The sequence below is a fragment of the Pseudonocardia sp. TRM90224 genome, assembly GCF_021245725.1.
Taxonomy (GTDB): domain Bacteria; phylum Actinomycetota; class Actinomycetes; order Mycobacteriales; family Pseudonocardiaceae; genus Pseudonocardia.
In genome coordinates, this window is the sequence record NZ_JAJGSX010000033.1 from 45,599 (window position 1) to 61,434 (window position 15,836).

At 72.9% G+C, this 15,836-nt stretch carries 18 protein-coding genes; 4 read left to right on the forward strand and 14 right to left on the reverse strand.

All coding sequences use genetic code 11. The features are described from left to right. The first annotated feature begins 2 nt into the window (after positions 1 to 2). On the forward strand, positions 3 to 1,532 hold the full coding sequence (locus LL648_RS32525) for an MFS transporter (RefSeq protein WP_232666630.1): 1,530 nt from the start codon (positions 3 to 5) through the stop codon (positions 1,530 to 1,532). Positions 1,533 to 1,631: 99 nt separating this feature from the next. Here the strand turns inward: LL648_RS32525 and LL648_RS32530 are convergent, their stop codons facing one another. Next, positions 1,632 to 2,165, reverse strand: a complete 534-nt coding sequence (locus tag LL648_RS32530) for an NUDIX domain-containing protein (protein WP_255686991.1) — start codon at positions 2,163 to 2,165, stop codon at positions 1,632 to 1,634. A 77-nt stretch (positions 2,166 to 2,242) separates the two neighbouring features. Here LL648_RS32530 and LL648_RS32535 point away from each other — a divergent pair, with 77 nt between their 5' ends. Continuing rightward, complete coding sequence (locus LL648_RS32535; protein WP_232666631.1) at positions 2,243 to 2,917, forward strand: response regulator transcription factor; 675 nt, start codon at positions 2,243 to 2,245, stop codon at positions 2,915 to 2,917. Here the strand turns inward: LL648_RS32535 and LL648_RS32540 are convergent. The 12 genes from LL648_RS32540 to LL648_RS45480 are packed head-to-tail and all read right to left on the reverse strand — an operon-like array spanning position 2,883 to position 13,022. Continuing rightward, positions 2,883 to 3,281 carry a holo-ACP synthase gene (locus tag LL648_RS32540; protein ID WP_232666632.1) on the reverse strand — a complete coding sequence of 133 codons (399 nt, stop codon included), beginning with the start codon at positions 3,279 to 3,281 and terminating at the stop codon, positions 2,883 to 2,885. The genes LL648_RS32535 and LL648_RS32540 overlap by 35 nt on opposite strands. A 10-nt stretch (positions 3,282 to 3,291) precedes the next feature. Then, complete coding sequence (locus LL648_RS32545) at positions 3,292 to 3,864, reverse strand: GNAT family N-acetyltransferase (RefSeq protein ID WP_232666633.1); 573 nt, start codon at positions 3,862 to 3,864, stop codon at positions 3,292 to 3,294. Beyond that, the gene (locus tag LL648_RS32550; protein ID WP_232666634.1) at positions 3,861 to 4,316 is read right to left on the reverse strand and encodes a hypothetical protein; all 456 of its coding nucleotides are present in this window, start codon (positions 4,314 to 4,316) and stop codon (positions 3,861 to 3,863) included. The genes LL648_RS32545 and LL648_RS32550 overlap by 4 nt, the downstream gene beginning before the upstream one ends. Beyond that, a complete protein-coding gene (locus LL648_RS32555) occupies positions 4,306 to 4,749 on the reverse strand; it encodes a hypothetical protein (RefSeq protein WP_232666635.1) in 444 nt (147 codons plus the stop codon). Before LL648_RS32555 ends, LL648_RS32550 begins: the two co-directional genes overlap by 11 nt. Next, positions 4,742 to 5,215, reverse strand: a complete 474-nt coding sequence (locus LL648_RS32560; protein WP_232666636.1) for a GNAT family N-acetyltransferase — start codon at positions 5,213 to 5,215, stop codon at positions 4,742 to 4,744. Before LL648_RS32560 ends, LL648_RS32555 begins: the two co-directional genes overlap by 8 nt. Further along, entirely contained in the window at positions 5,212 to 6,525 is a 1,314-nt protein-coding gene (locus LL648_RS32565; protein ID WP_232666637.1) for a hypothetical protein, read from the reverse strand. Before LL648_RS32565 ends, LL648_RS32560 begins: the two co-directional genes overlap by 4 nt. Beyond that, positions 6,522 to 7,655, reverse strand: coding sequence for an acyl-CoA dehydrogenase family protein (locus LL648_RS32570; RefSeq protein WP_232666638.1), 1,134 nt, complete (start codon positions 7,653 to 7,655; stop codon positions 6,522 to 6,524). The genes LL648_RS32565 and LL648_RS32570 overlap by 4 nt, the downstream gene beginning before the upstream one ends. A 10-nt stretch (positions 7,656 to 7,665) precedes the next feature. Next, positions 7,666 to 8,283: a hypothetical protein gene (locus tag LL648_RS32575; protein WP_232666639.1), complete on the reverse strand. Its 618-nt coding sequence runs from the start codon at positions 8,281 to 8,283 to the stop codon at positions 7,666 to 7,668. After that, positions 8,280 to 9,104 (reverse strand): hypothetical protein, encoded by an 825-nt coding sequence (locus tag LL648_RS32580; RefSeq protein ID WP_232666640.1) that lies wholly within the window; start codon positions 9,102 to 9,104, stop codon positions 8,280 to 8,282. Before LL648_RS32580 ends, LL648_RS32575 begins: the two co-directional genes overlap by 4 nt. Before the next feature lie 5 nt (positions 9,105 to 9,109). Next, positions 9,110 to 10,705, reverse strand: a complete 1,596-nt coding sequence (locus LL648_RS32585; RefSeq protein ID WP_232666641.1) for a phosphopantetheine-binding protein — start codon at positions 10,703 to 10,705, stop codon at positions 9,110 to 9,112. After that, entirely contained in the window at positions 10,702 to 12,069 is a 1,368-nt protein-coding gene (locus tag LL648_RS32590; RefSeq protein ID WP_232666642.1) for an ATP-binding protein, read from the reverse strand. The genes LL648_RS32585 and LL648_RS32590 overlap by 4 nt, the downstream gene beginning before the upstream one ends. After that, positions 12,066 to 13,022 (reverse strand): 3-oxoacyl-[acyl-carrier-protein] synthase III C-terminal domain-containing protein, encoded by a 957-nt coding sequence (locus LL648_RS45480; RefSeq protein WP_232666643.1) that lies wholly within the window; start codon positions 13,020 to 13,022, stop codon positions 12,066 to 12,068. Before LL648_RS45480 ends, LL648_RS32590 begins: the two co-directional genes overlap by 4 nt. A 173-nt stretch (positions 13,023 to 13,195) precedes the next feature. Between LL648_RS45480 and LL648_RS45485 the strand changes: the two genes are divergently transcribed. Both LL648_RS45485 and LL648_RS32605 read left to right on the forward strand, forming a co-directional pair. Further along, positions 13,196 to 14,377 (forward strand): cytochrome P450, encoded by a 1,182-nt coding sequence (locus LL648_RS45485; RefSeq protein ID WP_232666644.1) that lies wholly within the window; start codon positions 13,196 to 13,198, stop codon positions 14,375 to 14,377. A 78-nt stretch (positions 14,378 to 14,455) separates the two neighbouring features. Beyond that, positions 14,456 to 15,265, forward strand: coding sequence for an alpha/beta fold hydrolase (locus tag LL648_RS32605; RefSeq protein WP_232666645.1), 810 nt, complete (start codon positions 14,456 to 14,458; stop codon positions 15,263 to 15,265). A gap of 71 nt (positions 15,266 to 15,336) precedes the next feature. Here LL648_RS32605 and LL648_RS32610 read toward each other — a convergent pair whose 3' ends face one another. Then, the gene (locus LL648_RS32610) at positions 15,337 to 15,816 is read right to left on the reverse strand and encodes a hypothetical protein (RefSeq protein WP_232666646.1); all 480 of its coding nucleotides are present in this window, start codon (positions 15,814 to 15,816) and stop codon (positions 15,337 to 15,339) included. Between the last annotated feature and the right edge of the window lie 20 nt (positions 15,817 to 15,836).

Genomic DNA, 15,836 nt, shown 5'->3' on the forward strand with positions numbered 1-15,836 from the left:
TTATGTCTGAAGTTTCAGCGCGCGCGTGGTGGGGGCTTGCCGTTCTGGCGCTGCCGACCGCGCTGCTGTCCATGGACGCAACCGTCCTCTACCTAGCCGTCCCGCACCTCGCCGCCGACCTGCAGCCCAGCAGCACCGAGCTGCTCTGGATCACCGACAGCTACGGGTTCCTCATCGCGGCGTTCCTCGTGCCGATGGGCACGCTCGGCGACCGCATCGGCCGTCGCAAGCTCCTGATGATCGGTGCCGCCGCGTTCGCCGTGATCTCGGTGCTCGCCGCGTTCGCCCCGAGCGCCGAGCTGCTGATCGCCGCCAGGGCACTGCTCGGCGTCGCCGGCGCCACGCTCATGCCCTCGACGCTCGCACTGATCACGACCTTGTTCCCCGACGACCGGCGGCGCGGGGTGGCCATCGGCATCTGGGCCGCGGCGCTCTCGGGCGGCGCTGCGCTCGGGCCCGTGGTGGGCGGCCTGCTGCTCGGGTCGTTCGCGTGGGGCTCGGTCTTCCTCATCGCCGTGCCCATCATGGCGTTGTTGCTGGTCACGGGCCCGTTCCTGCTGCCGGAGCACCGCGACGGCGGGGTGGGGCGGATCGACGTGCCGAGCATCGTGCTGTCGTTGGCCGCCGTGCTGGGAGTTGTCTACGGTCTCAAGCAGGCCGCCGACGGAGACCTCGGCCTGGTCACGGTCGGGGCCGCGGTGCTGGGTGCTGCAGCCGCGGTTGTGTTCGTGCGCCGGCAGCGGCGGCTGGCCGACCCGCTCGTCGACCTGCGGCTGTTCGCCGACCGCTCCTTCACCGTCGCGCTCGGTGTGATGCTCGTGGCGATGGGGACGACCGTCGGCGTCTACTTCTTCGTGACCCTGCACCTGCAGCAGGTGCTCGGCCTCTCGCCCGTGCAGGCGGGGTTGTGGCTGGTGCCCTCGGCCGCGGTGATGATCGTCTCGTCGACGCTGGCGCCGACGCTCGCCGCCCGGTTCGGGGCGGCCGCGGTGGTGGCGGGTTCGCTCGCGGTGGCGGCGGTCGGGTTCGCGCTGCTGGCCTTCGTCGACGCGGGCAGCAGCGTGCTGCTGCCCGTCGCGAGCCTGGTCGTCGTGTACTTGGGCGGCGGTCCGGTGATGACGCTGGCGACGGACCTCGTCGTCGGTGCGGCGCCACCGGAACGGGCCGGCTCGGCCTCCGCGCTCTCCGAGACGGGCGGCGAGCTCGGCCTCGCGCTCGGGGTGGCGCTGCTGGGCAGCGTCGGGATCGCGGTCTACCGCGTCACGATGGCGGCGACGCTGCCGGCGGGCCTCGCGCCGGACGTCGCGACGGCCGCCGGCGACACGGTCGACGGCGCCACCGCGGCCGCGGCCGGCCTGCCTGCGCAGCAGGCCGCCGACCTGCTCGCCGCAGCCCGCGAGGCGTTCGCCGGCGGGGTGAGCGTGGTCGGCACGATCGCGGCCGTGCTGACGGCCGCACTCGCCGTCCTCGTCGCGGTGGTGCTGCGCAGGCGCTCGGCGCCGGCTGAGCCGGGGGCACACGCGGCCGCGTGACACCGGAGGCGCGTGGCGTCGGGAGAGGGCAGGAAAGCCACTTTCAGGCCCTGTGGGGGCAGGAAAGTGGCTTCCTGCCCTCCCGCCGGAGGGGGCGGGCTACCGCCGGCCCAGGGTCAGGAGGAGGTAGGCGGCGAGGGTCGGGCCGTCGGTGATCGTTCCGTCGCGCAGCATCCGTTCCAGCTCGCCGCGGGGGAACCAGCGCTGCCGCATGTCCTGCTCGGTGGCCTCGCGGTTCGGGGTGCCGGGGGTGAGGTCGGTCGCCAGGAACACGTGGACGCCCTGGCCGGTCGTGCCGTTCGCGCAGTGCAGGTGGCCGAGCCGCTCCAGCCGTCCCGCGGTGAAGCCGGTCTCCTCGGCCAGCTCGACGGCAGCGGTCTGCTCGGGGGTGCCGTGCGTGCCGTGCGGCAGCGAGCCGGACGGGAACTCCCACGAGCGCCGGCCGATCGGGTGGCGGTACTGCTCGACGAGGTGGAACCCGTCGTTCTCCTCGGGGACGACGAGCGCGAAGTCGGCCTTGTCGACCACCGAGTACTCGCTGCGGGTGCCGTCGGCGTGCTCGATCTCGTCGACCCGCACCGAGATCCAGCGGTTCTGGAAGACCTTGGTCGAGGACAGCGTCGTGATGCTCATCCCCGCAGTCTGGCGCCCGTGCCACCGGGAATCCCCGATGAAACCCCCGTGAAATGACCTGCCGGCACGGTGAGGCCATGGTCGGCGACGGGGGGACGATGCGGGTTCTGGTCATCGACGAGCAGCCGGTGACCCGGGAGGGCGCAGGCAGCTGGCTGCGCCGGGAAGGGGTCGCGGGCGAGATCGCCGACACCGGCGATCTCGACACCGCCGCGGCGCTGGTCGAGCTGCGCCGCCCGCACGTCGTGCTGCTCGGCGACGCGCGCGCGATCGACTTCATCCGGTGGACCGCGCGGCGCCGGCCCGAGACCCGCATCGTCGTCTGGAGCGCGGCCCCGCTCGCGCAGGTCGCGCAGGCGGTACGGGCCGGCGCGCACGGGTACGTCAGCAAGTCGGCGACGTCGACGGCACTCGCCGGTGCCGTCACCGGCGTGACCAAGGGGCTGGTGCTCCCCGACGAGCTCCGCGCGTTGATCACCGCCGGGTTGCGGGACGGCCGGGATTTCGGCCGGGGTCTCGCCCGGCTCACCGCACGCGAGCGTGAGGTGCTGCACTGCCTCGGCAACGCGTACGACAACAAGGAGATCGCCTCCGAGCTCGGTATCGCGGTGCGCACCGTCAACCGCCACCTCGAAGGCATCCGTGAGAAGACCGGCGTCCGGCGCCGCTCGCAGCTGATGCAGCTCGCGCGTTCGGCCGAGCCCGTGCCCGCGGACGTCATGCGGACGGGTCTCGTGCGCACTGGCCGATAGCGACCGCGAACACCTGACCGTGCTTGTGGGTGATCGACACCGAGATACCGGTGAGGCCGAGCTCCTCGGCAGCGGTTGATGCCGCACCGTCGAGCACGACGTGCGGGGCCCCCGATCCGAGCCGGCCGACGTGGATCTCGCGCGGCGGCACCCCGGCGAGCATGCCCGTGCCGAGCACCTTCAACACCGCTTCCTTCGCGGCGAACCGCCCGGTGAGGAACTCCGCCGCGCGCGTGCCGTCCATGCCGTCCGCCCGCCGCAGCTCGTCGGTGCTGTAGACGTACCGGCGGAACCACGCTCGGCGCAGCAGCCGCTCCAGCTCGCCGACCCGCATGAGGTCGGTCCCGACCAGCAACCCGGTCACGGCGCCCCTGTCACAATGGCCCGGCCACCCGTTCGCGCACGCGCGCGAACTGCTCGGCACGGGCGCGCTGGGCCGCCTCGAAGTCGGGCTTGCGCTCCACCCACCAGCAGCACGTCCGGCGCGTGCCGAGGCTGTTGCAGTGGTCCGGCGACACGGCCTGCACGAGCGCTTCGAGCCGGTCGGGCGCCAGCATCATCCGGTTGCCGAGGTACACCTCGTGCACGACCGAGCGCATGTTCAGGGTGTCGTAGAGGTACTCGTACGTGGCGATCACGGCCAGCAGGCCGGCCCGCATCCGGAAGTTGCGGTGGTGCATGCTCAGCACCTCGCACGAGCGTGCGATGTGGTCGATGTGGCGGATCCAGACATACCCGACGGTGGTCCCCGACCCGGTCCTCAGCCGGAACATCCGCTCGTCGCACCACCCCGTCCGCAGCCGCCCGAGCACCTCACGCTCGATCTCGTCGCGGGGGACGACGCCACCGCGGTGGTTGATGTTGTGCTGCACCTCCGCGTCCGTGTACAGGTCGACCCAGTCGGGCACGTCCGACTCCCGCATCAGCTCGAAGACCAGCTGCTTCACGCCGTCTGCCCCCACCACAGCCGCTGGTCGTGGTAGTCGCCGTCCTGGAAGCGGCAGCCGTGCAGCACACCGATCGGCCGCAGCCCGGCCGGTTCGAGGTGCGCGGCCCGGCCGTCCCGGTTGGGCTCGATCCGCACCACCGAGTGCAGGTCGAGGTGCGTGCGGCAGAGCCGGATCGCGGCGCCCAGCAGGGCGGTGTACTCCGCGGCGGACGCGCCGGGCACCGCGATGTCGATCTCGGCCTGGTGCGGGTTGAGCTCGTTCGGGACCACGCCGAACAGCCCGTCGCCCGCGGTGAACAGGCGCGCGCGGACGTACCGGAACCAGTCCTCGATCATCGCGACGGGGTCGGTGCGGGTGTCCCGGCCGAGGAACGCCATCCGGTGGTCGGTCAGCAGCTCCAGCCGTCGGCGCAGCTGCGCGGTGGTGCAGGGAACGATCTCAGGTGTCATCGAGGCCGGCTCTCCAGATCGTGGCGGGCACGGCATTGCCGTCGCGCCACACGTGCTCGGGGATCGTGACCTCGGCGACGAAGCCCAGCGCGGCCGCCGCGGTTTGCTGCTCGTCGCCGGTCGGGAGCACGCCGATCACCTGCCGCAGCCGCAGCCGCTCCCCGGCCACCACGAGCGCCGCGGCCAGCAGGTCGACGACCGGTGCGTCGAGGGTTGCGACGCTCAGCCGGGCCGTCCGGTGCACGTGGTCGATGCGGTCCAGCACCGCGACCCCGGCGTCCGGCACGACGAGCACGCGGCACCAGTGCCCGTCCGGCTCCGGTGGTGGCGGCGCAAAAGGCCCAGCGCCGCCGGTGGCCATCAGCAGCGGGCCCTGCCATGCCGTGGCCAGCAGGCCGGCGTCACGTGTGCGGTATCCGCGCAGCTCAGGCACCTGCGGCCACCTTCGCGTACAGGCGCAGGTCGTGCCAGGCGCCGCCGACGGCGACGAGGACGGGCAGCGCGCCCTCCAGCTCGAAGCCCGCGGCCTCGGCGAGCGCGACCCCACGCCGGTCGCCGCCGTAGACGGTGTGGGTCACCCGGTGCACCGGTCGGCGCCCGGCGAGCGTGCACAGCACCGATCCGACGGTCCCGGCCGCGGCGTCCGCCGGGACCCGCCGGGCGAACCGGGCGTGCAGGACGCGGTGGCCGGCGTAGCCGTGGTCCTGCGCGAGCGGCAGCCAGATCAGCCCCACCGGGCGGCCGCCGCTGCGGCACAGAACGGCGTCCGGGGCGAGCAGCGCGCGGATCTCGGGCTCGGAGAGCAGGTCGGGCACGGGGGTGCGGAAATAGAAGTCGGGTTCCTCGAACAGCTCGACGGCCGCCGTGGGATCCGATCCGATGAACGCGGTGGAGATCATGCCGGCCGCCGCCCGACGAGCCAGGTCGCGCAGCCGAGCACCAGCACGAACCCCGGTAGCTGCGCCCACGCGACGATCGCGGTGAGCGCTCCGGCGTGCAGCGGAGCCGGCTGCGCCGCGCCGACCAGCAACAGCGCCCCGAAGAACCCCGCGTTCACCAGCAGCGCCGCGGTGGCGTCCCCGCTCTGCTCCAGGTACGTGAGCACGGCGAGCGTCGTCCCCAGCAGCAGGTACGGCGGGCCGAGCACGGCGAGGTAGCCGACGGCTGCCGCGTGGACGTCCGGCGCGTCGACGAGCGCACCGACGACGAGGTCCCGCGCGCCGAGCAGCGCACCGGCGACGACCAGGTACGTCGGCAGCGCGACCCGCAGGGCCAACCCGAGCGCGGCCGTGCGGGGCACGTCACCGGCCAGCGTGGTGGTGATCGCCGTCGCGGAGCCGATCGCGATGGCCGGGAGCAGCACGAGGGCCTGCAGCGTCTGCACGACCCCGAAGGCGGCGACGTCGACCGGGCCCGCCTCGCGCAGCAGCCAGAGGTATCCGAGCGCGGTGCCGGAGAGCACCAGGTAGGACGCGCCGATGGGCAGCGCCACCTGCCGCAGGACCTGCCACGTCGGTTCGGACAGCGCCGGGCGGGCCGGGCGGACCCCGGCGCGGCCGACGACACCCCACGCGAGCACGCCGCAGCAGAGCCCGACCGCAGCCGTGCCCACCGGCACGCTCAGCTCCGTGAGCCCCGAGACGGCGTGCACGCCGTACACGGTCGCGACGACCAGCAGCGTCTCCCCGACGGCGAGCACGCCGGAGACGTGCGTGCGGCCGAGCCCGCGCAGCACCCCACCGGCCAGCGCGGGCAGCAGCAGGGCGCACTGCGCCGCCACCATCGCGACGAGGAACACGACGGCGTCGGCCCGCTGCGGCTGCGGTACCCCGAGCGCCGCGGCCAGCGGCTGACCGAACGCCCACATCCCGCTCGCGACCAGCACGAACCCGCCGGCGCCCAGCACCGTCATCGCGACGACCGGCCCACCGATGGTGCCCCGCCCGTCGCGACTGCCGCCCCGCGCGGCCGCCGAGGACGCCGTGACCTGGACGGCGACGACGAGCCCCTCGCCGATCGCGAGGCTCAGCATCCCGAACGGTGTGTACAGCGAGCGCAGGTAGAGCGCGGGCCCGCCGAGGTGGCCGAGGAAACCCAGCACCGCGGCCTGCTGGGCCACGTGCGCCGCGCTGCCGAGCACGAGGCCGCCGGCGGTGGAGACCGTCCGCCAGGTGAGCGAGGGGGTACCCGCCCGCGTTCCGGCCGTCATCGGGCGACCCCACGCAGGACTCCCTGGAAGACCTGCAAGCGGTGCAGGTCGCCGACGCCGTCCATGATCTCGAACGCCCGCACGTCGCGGTACGCCTTCGCCAGCCACGGGTCTTCGAGCAGCGTCGTGGGCCCGAGCAGCTCGACCGCGAGCAGCGTCGCCTCCTCGGCCAGCCGGCTCGCACCGAGCTTGCCGGCCGCGATGTCGTGCTGCGGCGGGCTGCCTGCGTCGACGGCGCTCGCGGCGGCACGTACCCGATCACGGGTGTAGCGGATCCGTGCGCGCAGCGTGTCGAGCTGCGCCTGTCCGGCCGCCGGGAGCCAACCACGGGCATCGCGGACGTGGTCGAGCACGGCGTCGGCGACCCCGATCGCCCGTGCCGCCAGCAGCGGCCGGTAGAAGTGCAGCGCCTCGCGGGCGCCGAGCAGGCCGCGCCTGCTGGGCCTGCGAGTGCGGCCCAGGATCATGTCGGGACCCACGAGGAGCCCGTCGAACGTGAGCTGCGCGATGCGCGCACCGGTCAGCCCGATGGTGGGCAGCAGATCGGCCGTGAGCCCCGGCGCGGTCGCGTCGACGAGGACCGCCTCGATCCCGAACGGCCCGGGCGCCCGGCGCGCGAACACTACGCCGACCTGCGCGTGCGCACCGTTGCCGATGTAGCGCTTCGTCCCGTGCAGGGTGAAGTGGCCCGGGTCGGCGGCCGGCAGGAGCGTCGTCTCCAGCTCGGCGGCGGCCGAACCCTTGCCGTGCTCGGTGAGCGCGAAGAAGGTCCACGTCGGCCCTGTGAACCGCTGGGTGAAGCGCCGGTAGAACGCCTGTTGCTGCGCGGCGTCGCCGAGGCCGTCGAGCACGACGCCGGACAGGCTCGGGCCCGGCGCGACGAGCACCAGGCCGGGGTCGCCGTACGACAGCCGCTCGGTGACGACCGTCTGGACCAGGCACGACCCGCCCACGACGGCCTTGCCGTCGATGCGGTAGGGCTGCTCGGTGTGCGCCGGCGGGATCATCGTCGCCTGGTGCAGCCGCAGCGCGGGGAGGTCGAGGTGGGCGGCGACCGTGTCGGGGTCGGCGTCGAGCACGAGGTCGGGGCCGCGCAGTTCGGCCGCGACGTCGATGGCGTGCTTCTCCACTGTTTCGAGGTCAACCATCGCGGTGCCCGGAGAGGTAGAGCGTCCCGACCAGCTCGGCCGTCACCAGCACACCGCCGGGCCCGTCGCGCAGGAAGCCGGCGCCACCGAAGAGCCGCAACAGCACCCGGCCGCCCCTGACCAGGCGGTGGAACGCCGTGGCGAGCACAATGGCGTCCGCCTCGGGCTGTGCCGCGATCCCCGCGGTCTCGTTGGCGAGCATCACGGCGTCCGCAACCGCGACCTGGACGAGCTGGCGCGCCAGCAGCGGCCGGCCCTCCGCGGTCCGCCCGGCGAGGTCGTCGACGGCGTGGCGGGCCACCGCGCCCACCGCGTCGGCGTGCGCTACGAGCAGGCGTCGACCGAACTCCGGGCTCGGCTGCTCGGGCCCGGCCGCGGGCAGCCGAACACACGCGACGCCGGTCGACTCGGCCACGAGCTGGCGGATCGGGACCGCGATCCACCTGGAGCATGCCGCCAGCCGGCGGTGTGACGCGTAGGCGTACCCGCCCGGCCCGGTGACGAGCCCACCCGCAGCGCCGCCCTCGACGCAAGCCTCGTGCGCGGTGTCGAGCGCCAACCGGTAGCGCTCGCGGATGCGCTCGACGGACGAGCCCAACGCGGTCGTCATGCGCCCGACCAGCGGATCCGGACCGCGTGGGCGGTCGACGTCCGCGGGTCGACGTCGCAGAGCAGCACCCGCTCGAACTGCCGCGACCAGCGCTCCCGGTGCTCGGCGAGCGCCAGCCAGACGCTCGTGCAGTACGTCCCCGGCGGGCAGTGGTGCACGTGTTCGGCGGGCACGTCCGGTACCCATGGCCCCGCGACGACCAGCGTGCGCTCGTCCGCGGTGCGCCGGACCAGCGCGTCGAGCGTGGCCGGCGTGCCGGCCCAGGGCAGCCCGATGCCGTCGGCGTCGACCGCCGCGGGTTCCAGCACGACGGCGGCCGCGGAGTCGGTGAGCGGCGTGTCGTGGACGAGCGGGTGGTGGTAGGGCAACGTCGTCTGCTCCAGCACGAGGAGCAGCGCGGGGCCGGTGCCGCCGGCGGCACCGGCAGCATGGTGCGCAGCGGCGATCCGAAGCGCCGTGTAGGGCGCCGCCAGACCCTGCTCGGAGATCGCCATGCTCACCGCACGGTCGCCGAGCAGGTGGTTGACGTGCGACGCGACGCAGGTCAGCGGGTGCACGTCCGGCACGGCGTACGCGACGAGCACCATCCCCACCCCGCGGAAGCCCACCCCGTCGACCGTCAGCCCGTCGAGGTCGGGCAGCACCCGCTCGGCCAGCTCCGGGTACCCGACGTTGGCCCCGGTCGAGAGCTGCCGCTCGTCCACCCGCTGCCCGTACAGCCCGAGCAGGTCGTCGAAGTAGCCGACCAGCTCGGCGTCGAACGGCGACGGGTTGCGGTGCGTCGCGCGAACCCCGCGCGCGGCGACGAGTGCGAGTGCCATGGGAGCTAGGCCGACGTGCTTCCTGCAGTGCTTCCTGCGGTGCTTCCTGCGGTGCTTCCTGCGGTGCTGTCTGCCGCCTGCGCCCGGACGTACTCGGCGAGCGACCCGACCGTGTCGAAGTCCTCCGGCCGCAGGGCCTCCGGGTCGACCTCGATGCCGAGCCCCTCCTCCAGTGCCATCAGCAGCTCCAGCACCGACGTCGAATCGAGGTGCAGCTCGTCGAACAGGCGGGTCTGCTCGGTGATCGGCGGCAGCTCCCGCTGCAGCACCTCGTCGAGCGCCACGGCAATGGCCTTTATCGTGTGGTCGGCGATGGTGTGGTCGGCCGTCATGTCGTGCTCCTTCGTGCGGGTGATCAGGATCTGCCTGTCGAGCAGGTCGGACGGGATGTCGCCGCGCCGGACGAGGTGCGCGGTGCCGTCGCGGACCAGGACCTCGGCCGGGTGGCCGTGGCTCAGGAAGCCGACGGGGGAGGCGCTGGGGCCGTACGCGCCGGACCGCTCGACGCCCAGCAGGTCACCGGGCCGCACCTCGGGCAACGGCACGGCCTTGCCGATGACGTCGTTCGGTGTGCACAGCGGCCCGGTGATCGTGTACGGCGCCACCGCGGGCTCGTCGAGCGCGGTGAGGTGGCGGATCGGGAAGTTGCGCTTCACGAAGCTGCCGATCCCGACGGCGGCCATGTGGTGGTTGGTCCCGCCGTCGGCGACGGCGAACCGCTCGCCGCGTGAGGTCTTCACATCGCGTACCCGCACGACGTACGTGCCGGCGCGGGCGACGAGGTAGCGGCCCAGTTCCATGATCAGCCGGGTGTCCGGGTGGCCCGTCGCGAACTCGGCGACAACCTCGTTCAGGCCGGGCACCAGCTCGTCGAGCTCGATGTCCTGCTCCTTGGCGAAGTACGCGACGCCGAGCCCGCCGCCGATGTCGACGGTGTCCAGCTCGATCCCGCAGTCCTGGCGCAGCCGGGCGGCCATGGCGAGGATCTCGGCGGTGTTGCGCACGACGTCGGCCGCCTTGAGGATGCGCGTGCCCATGTAGGCGTGCAGGCCGCGGACCTGGATGCCCGGCAACCCGGTGGCCTCTGCGACGACCGCCGGGATGTCCTCCTCGTCGATGCCGAACTGGCGCGGCTTCCCACCCATCGACAGACCCGAGCCGGTCGAGGTGAAGGCGGGGTTGACCCGCAGCAGGACATCCACGCTCTCGGCGCCTGCGAGCCCGGCGAGCCGCCGCAGCTCGCCGCGTGACTCGACGACCACCGCGCGGATTCCGGCTTCGACGCAGGCCAGCAGCTCGTCGTCGCTCTTGCCGGGGCCGAGGAAGATCGTCTGCTCCGGCCCGGCCCCGGCCGCCGCGGCCGTCTGCAGCTCGACGAGCGAGGAGACCTCCGCTCCGGCGCCCGCGTCGATCAGCTCGGCGGTGACGCTGATGTTCGGGTTGGCCTTGAGCGAGTAGTAGAGCTCGATGGCAGGGTGCAGCACCCGCCGCAGCGACGTGTACGTCGCGGCGATGACGTCGGCGTCGTAGACGTAGAGCGGGGTGCCGAAGACGTCCGCGATCGTCGAGATCGGGATGGACTGCATGTGCAACTCGGTCATGCGCCCTTCCTGGTCCAGCGGCTCAGCCGGGCGGCGGCCTCCAGCCGGATGTGTGCGACGGCGGCCCGGTCCGGTCCGACCGCGAGCGTGAACAGGCGGCCCTCGAACGGTGTGCCGGCGCCGGCGAGCGCGTTGACCGTGCCGAAACAGGTGATCACCAGCCCGCCCGCGGTGGGATCGATGCCGAGCAGCGGCCCGAGGGCAACCTGGACGTCCGCGAACGCGAGCGGCGCGTCGAGCCGCAGCACGTGCCGGCCGGCCAGCGCCGCGGGCAGCTCGCCGGCGAGCGTCTCCAGCACGCCGCCCTGGTAGGTCGACATGTTGAACCGGGCGTTGATCTCCAGCAGGGGGTGCAGCTCGCCGGCGGTGGTCACGATCGCGTCGACGCCCGCGATGCCGACGTACCCGTCGGCGTGCAGCGCGGCGCCGATCGCCTGCGCGGCCGAGGTGATCTCGGTGTGCTGCTGGGCGGTCAGCTCCGGCGGCGAGACGTGCCCGATGTGCACACCGTCCGCCGTCAGTGCCTCCTTGACGAAATCGAGGTGGACGGCGCCGTCGACGTCGACGGTGAGCTGGTAGTTCAGATCGGCCCGGCGCGGCAGCCAGCGCTCGACGACCACGTGCAGCCGGGTGTCGCCGGTACGTCCGGCCCGCCTGGTCACCTGGCGCACGATCCGCTCGGCCAGCTGCGGGCGGTCGACGACCAGCAAGCCCTTGCCCGAGACGCCGTACGCATCCTTGACGACCAGCGCCGAGGTCGGGGAGCAGTCCGGCCCGATCCGCGTCATCAGCGCGGTGAACTCCTCGACGGTCTCGCAGCACCACCCCGGCACGGTCCGCAGGCCGGCGGCCTCGGCGAGCCGGCGCCCGTAGATCTTGCTGTTGACCCGCGTGACCACGTCGAGCGGCGGGGTGGCCGGGACGAGCCCGGTCGCGCGGGCCAGCTGGCGCTCCGGTCGGGCCAGGCCCATCGGGAGCAGCCGGGCGCCGTCCCGGGCGAGCTCCTGGAGCCGGGCGAGAACGGCGGGCGTCGCCGCGGCGCGGTCCGCCGTCGGGGCGCCCGCGGCACCGCGGTCGGCGACCAGGACGGTGGGCAGCCCGAACCCGAGCGCCTTGACGTACGCCAGGTAGCCGGCGTCGACGGGCTGCTGCACGAGCAGGTGGTCGTCCGGGCCGGCGAGCAGCAGCCCGAGCTCCTCCATGCGCGAGACGATCGCTGCCGTGGGCGAGACCGGCGGGGCCGGCAGCCCGACGAACCCGGTGGCCCAGTGCGTTTCCACCTCGAGGTTGCAGAGCAGGACGAGCGGGGTGTCCGAGTCGCCGGTGACACGTTTCTTGAGATCCCGCAGATACGTGGTGGTCACGTTGCTCCTCCGTGCCGGACGACCGTTGCCACATAGGTGGCACCGAGCCCCACGGCGGTGAGCAGGTAATGCCCACCGGCGCGCAGCAGCCCGCGGTTGCGCATGGTCGTGTAGTTCAAGAACGGATCGGCGCAGAAGCAATGTCCCGATTCCGCGATGTTGTCGAGGAACACCTGCGCCGCGTCGATCCCGAGCACGTCGAGCGTGCGCCGCCACGACGAGCGGTTGACGTTGTGCGGCACGATCCGGTCGATCTCGGCCATCGTCAGCCCGGCCGCGGACACCGCGGAGGCCATGACGTCGGCCAGGCGCTTCGGGTAGTCGGCCGCGAAGTCCTGCGCATCCTGCGGCGACAGGCGCAGGCACCCGGCGTACCGGCCGTCGGTCTGCACCACGTGGCTGCGCACGGCGTCGCCGCTCCCGGAGAGCCCGACGAGGCACGCGGCGGCCACCTCGCCCATGACGGCGGTGTTGGGGATCAGCCGGCTCATCGGCGAGAACGCCAGCTCACCCGTCACGACCAGTGCCAAGGCGTCGGGTACAGCATCGAGCGCGAGCAGCTCACCGGCGGTGGCGACGGCGGCCAGCCCGCTCGCGCAGTACTGCTGGGTGAGCGCGAACGCCGTGGCCGCGGGCAGCCCGAGCCGGGTGCGCAGCTGCGCCGCGATCGACACTCCGAACGGCGCAACGTCCTGCATCGTGTGCGCGTAGATCAGGTACCGGACCCGCGAGGCCACCGCCGGATCGGCGACGAGGCCTGCCGCCGGTTTCGCGACCAGGTCCAGCACCCCGAGCCCGGGGGCGCGGTGCACCCGCTCGACACCGTGCATCCGGCGGAACAGCCGCACCTTCGCCCTGGAGAGCCCGAGCTCTGCTCCGATCTCCTCGATCGTGGCCGAGCCCGCGGGTACGAAGGCATCAACCGCCTCGATGCAAAGTCCGTCGACGGTCACCTTTCGGCGGAGCGGACTCGGGGCATTTCCGGACTCATGCGACCGAAGCTAGCCAGCCCGATCAACGGCTTCCAGGCCCATATTTACCCAGGCCCACATTTACCCACACCCATTTTACCCAGGCCGGTCCGCTGGACTGGACGCAAATGCGGGCGCTGAACCAACCTGGATCGGTGACCGTTCCTGAAACCGAGCTCGCCGTCCCGGATCTCCCATTGATGCGCGAATGCCCGTACGTCCTGCCGGACGGGCAGGCGCAGCTGCGGGAGCAGGGTGCGGTCACCGAGGTCCGACTGTTCGACGGGCGGATCGTCTGGGCCGCGACCAGCCTCGCGGCCGCCCGGGCGCTGCTCGCGGACGACCGCCTGAGCGTCGACCCGGACGTCGGGGACATCCCGAAGCTCTCCCGCGTGCTGGCGCTCGGCCGCCCGGAGCGCAGCCGCACCATGCGCACCCTGCTGCGGACCGACCCGCCGCAGCACCTCGACCAGCGCCGCGCGATGCGTGCCGCCTTCGCGCTGAAACGCACCCACACCCACCGGCCGGCCCTGGAGGCCGCCGCCGACGCCGCGCTGGACCGGATGACGAGCCGGGAAGAGCCGGCCGCCGAGCTGCTTACCGCATACATCCGCCCGCTGGTGACGACCGGTGCCGCCGAGCTGCTCGGCGTCGCGGTGGACGAGCGGCCCGACATCGACACCGTGCTGCACAACCTCAACACCGCGGCCGCAGTCACCGCATACCTCACCGACCGGCTGGCGCGGCCCGACCGGCCGCGGCGCGGTCTGCTCGGCGACCTCGCAGCGCAGGTCGAGGCCGGGGTGATCACACAGGAGGAGATGGTCGAGTACGCCACGGTGGTGCTGGTCGCGGGCGTCGACGCGACGGTGAGCACGATCGCCGTCAGCGTGCTCGCCCTGCTCACGCACCCCGCCGAGCTGAGCCGGTTGCTGGCGGGGGAGGTGTCGTGGCCGGGCGCGGTCGAGGAGCTGCTGCGGTTCGTCGCGCTCACCGCCGGCCTGGTGCGGGTGGCGCGGGCCGACATCGAGATCGCCGGCGTGCGGATCGCCGCAGGCGACGGTGTCGCGGTGCTGAACCCGCTGGCCAACCGCGACCCCGAGGTGTTCGAGCGGCCGGACGAGCTGGACCTCGGTCGCCGCCCCCGCGGCCATCTGACGTTCGGCTTCGGTGGGCACCAGTGCCTCGGCCAGCACGTCGCGAGGCTGGAGGTCGAGGTGGCGCTGCAGCGGTTGCTCGCCAGGATCCCCGGCCTGCGGCTCGACGTCGCACTGGCCGACCTCACCCCGCGTCGCGGGACGATCTCGGGGGTGGGAGCGCTGCCGGTCGCCTGGTGACCGCCCGGTGCCCGAGCGTCAGCCGCGTTGACCATCACCCCGGGCGCATGAATACTCCCGGCGGTGTCGAAGCCTGAGATGTCTGTGAAGTCCGGATACGCGCCGGTCAACGGCCTGCAGATGTACTACGAGACCCACGGCGAGCCCGACAGCGCCGGCGGCACGCCGCTGCTCCTGCTGCACGGCGGCCTCTTCAACATCGACCTGCAGTTCGGACAGGTGCTGCCGGGGCTGGCGGCGGGCCGCCAGGTGATCGCCGCCGACTTCCAGGGCCACGGGCGCACCAACGACATCGACCGGCCGCTCGGCACCGAGGCGCTGGCGTCCGACGTCGTGGGCCTGCTCGCGCACCTCGGCGTCCAGAAGGCCGACGTCTACGGGTTCAGCGTCGGTGGCGCGGTTGCGCTGCACCTGGGGATCAAGCACCCGGAGCTGGTGCGCAAGCTGATCGTGTCGTCGGTGTCGTACCACCCCGACGGCGACCGGTCGGAGAACGCCGATGCGGTCGGCGAGATGACCGTCGACATGATCGCCGGCACCCCGATGGAGGCGGAGTACCTCGCGAAGTCGCCGAACCCCGACAAGCTGCAGGACCTGCTGAACAAGCTCGGCTCCTACGACATCGGCGGCGGGTGGGCCGACGAGGACATCTCCGGCATCGCCGCACCCACGCTGATCACGGTCGGCGACTGCGACGCGGTGAAGCTCGACCACGCCGTGAAGTTCCTGCGGCTGCGCGGCGGCGACGTCAACGGCGACTTCCACGGCGTGCCGACCTCGCAGCTCGCGGTGCTCCCCGGCAGTACCCACTTCTTCGGCATGGCCCGCACGGCCCTGGTGCTCGACATCGTCACGACCTTCCTCGACGCGCCGATGCCCACGTCCTGACAACTTCCCCACCGTTTTGCCAATCCACACGCCCTCGAGGGTCTGCAGATGGGCAAAACGGTGGGGAAGTTTCACAGCTCGTCGGGTGCGAGCCGCGCGTTCGCCTCGGCGCTGCGGGCGACGAGCCTGCGGTCGAAGCGGATGAGGTACGGCATGCAGAGCCAGAAGATCGCGAGTCCGAGGTAGAGCGCGGCGAACAGCCAGTCCTGATCGAGGACGTGCAGGACCGCGCTGACGAGCTGTACGGCGGCCACCGCCCGCCACACCCAAACCGTCCATCCTGCGGTGGCGGCCAGGTAGCTCTGCGCTGCCTCGCCGCGCTGTGCCGCGAGCGCCGCGAGCCGGACGTCCTGCACCGGCAGCCCCGTCGAGTTCGAGCGCAGGATCGCGATCCGGTCGCGCCACGGCAACGTGGCCGCGACACGGGTCCACGCGTCCCAGCCCGACTCCACACGCTGCGTACGCAGCAACCGCCGCGCAACGAGCACGACGATGGCGGCGAGCAGCAGCCCGCCGATCACGGCGAGCAGACCGATCAACCAGGCAGACACGTCACCCTCCAACCCCCAAG

Bases quoted from the DNA above. Each gene is read 5' to 3' on its own strand.
- LL648_RS32525 (WP_232666630.1), top strand. From the start codon at position 3: ATGTCTGAAGTTTCAGCGCGCGCGTGGTGGGGGCTTGCCGTTCTGGCG.
- LL648_RS32530 (WP_255686991.1), bottom strand. From the start codon at position 2,165: ATGAGCATCACGACGCTGTCCTCGACCAAGGTCTTCCAGAACCGCTGG.
- LL648_RS32535 (WP_232666631.1), top strand. From the start codon at position 2,243: ATGGTCGGCGACGGGGGGACGATGCGGGTTCTGGTCATCGACGAGCAG.
- LL648_RS32550 (WP_232666634.1), bottom strand. From the start codon at position 4,316: ATGACACCTGAGATCGTTCCCTGCACCACCGCGCAGCTGCGCCGACGG.
- LL648_RS32560 (WP_232666636.1), bottom strand. From the start codon at position 5,215: ATGATCTCCACCGCGTTCATCGGATCGGATCCCACGGCGGCCGTCGAG.
- LL648_RS32565 (WP_232666637.1), bottom strand. From the start codon at position 6,525: ATGACGGCCGGAACGCGGGCGGGTACCCCCTCGCTCACCTGGCGGACG.
- LL648_RS32575 (WP_232666639.1), bottom strand. From the start codon at position 8,283: ATGACGACCGCGTTGGGCTCGTCCGTCGAGCGCATCCGCGAGCGCTAC.
- LL648_RS32580 (WP_232666640.1), bottom strand. From the start codon at position 9,104: ATGGCACTCGCACTCGTCGCCGCGCGCGGGGTTCGCGCGACGCACCGC.
- LL648_RS32585 (WP_232666641.1), bottom strand. From the start codon at position 10,705: ATGACCGAGTTGCACATGCAGTCCATCCCGATCTCGACGATCGCGGAC.
- LL648_RS32605 (WP_232666645.1), top strand. From the start codon at position 14,456: ATGTCTGTGAAGTCCGGATACGCGCCGGTCAACGGCCTGCAGATGTAC.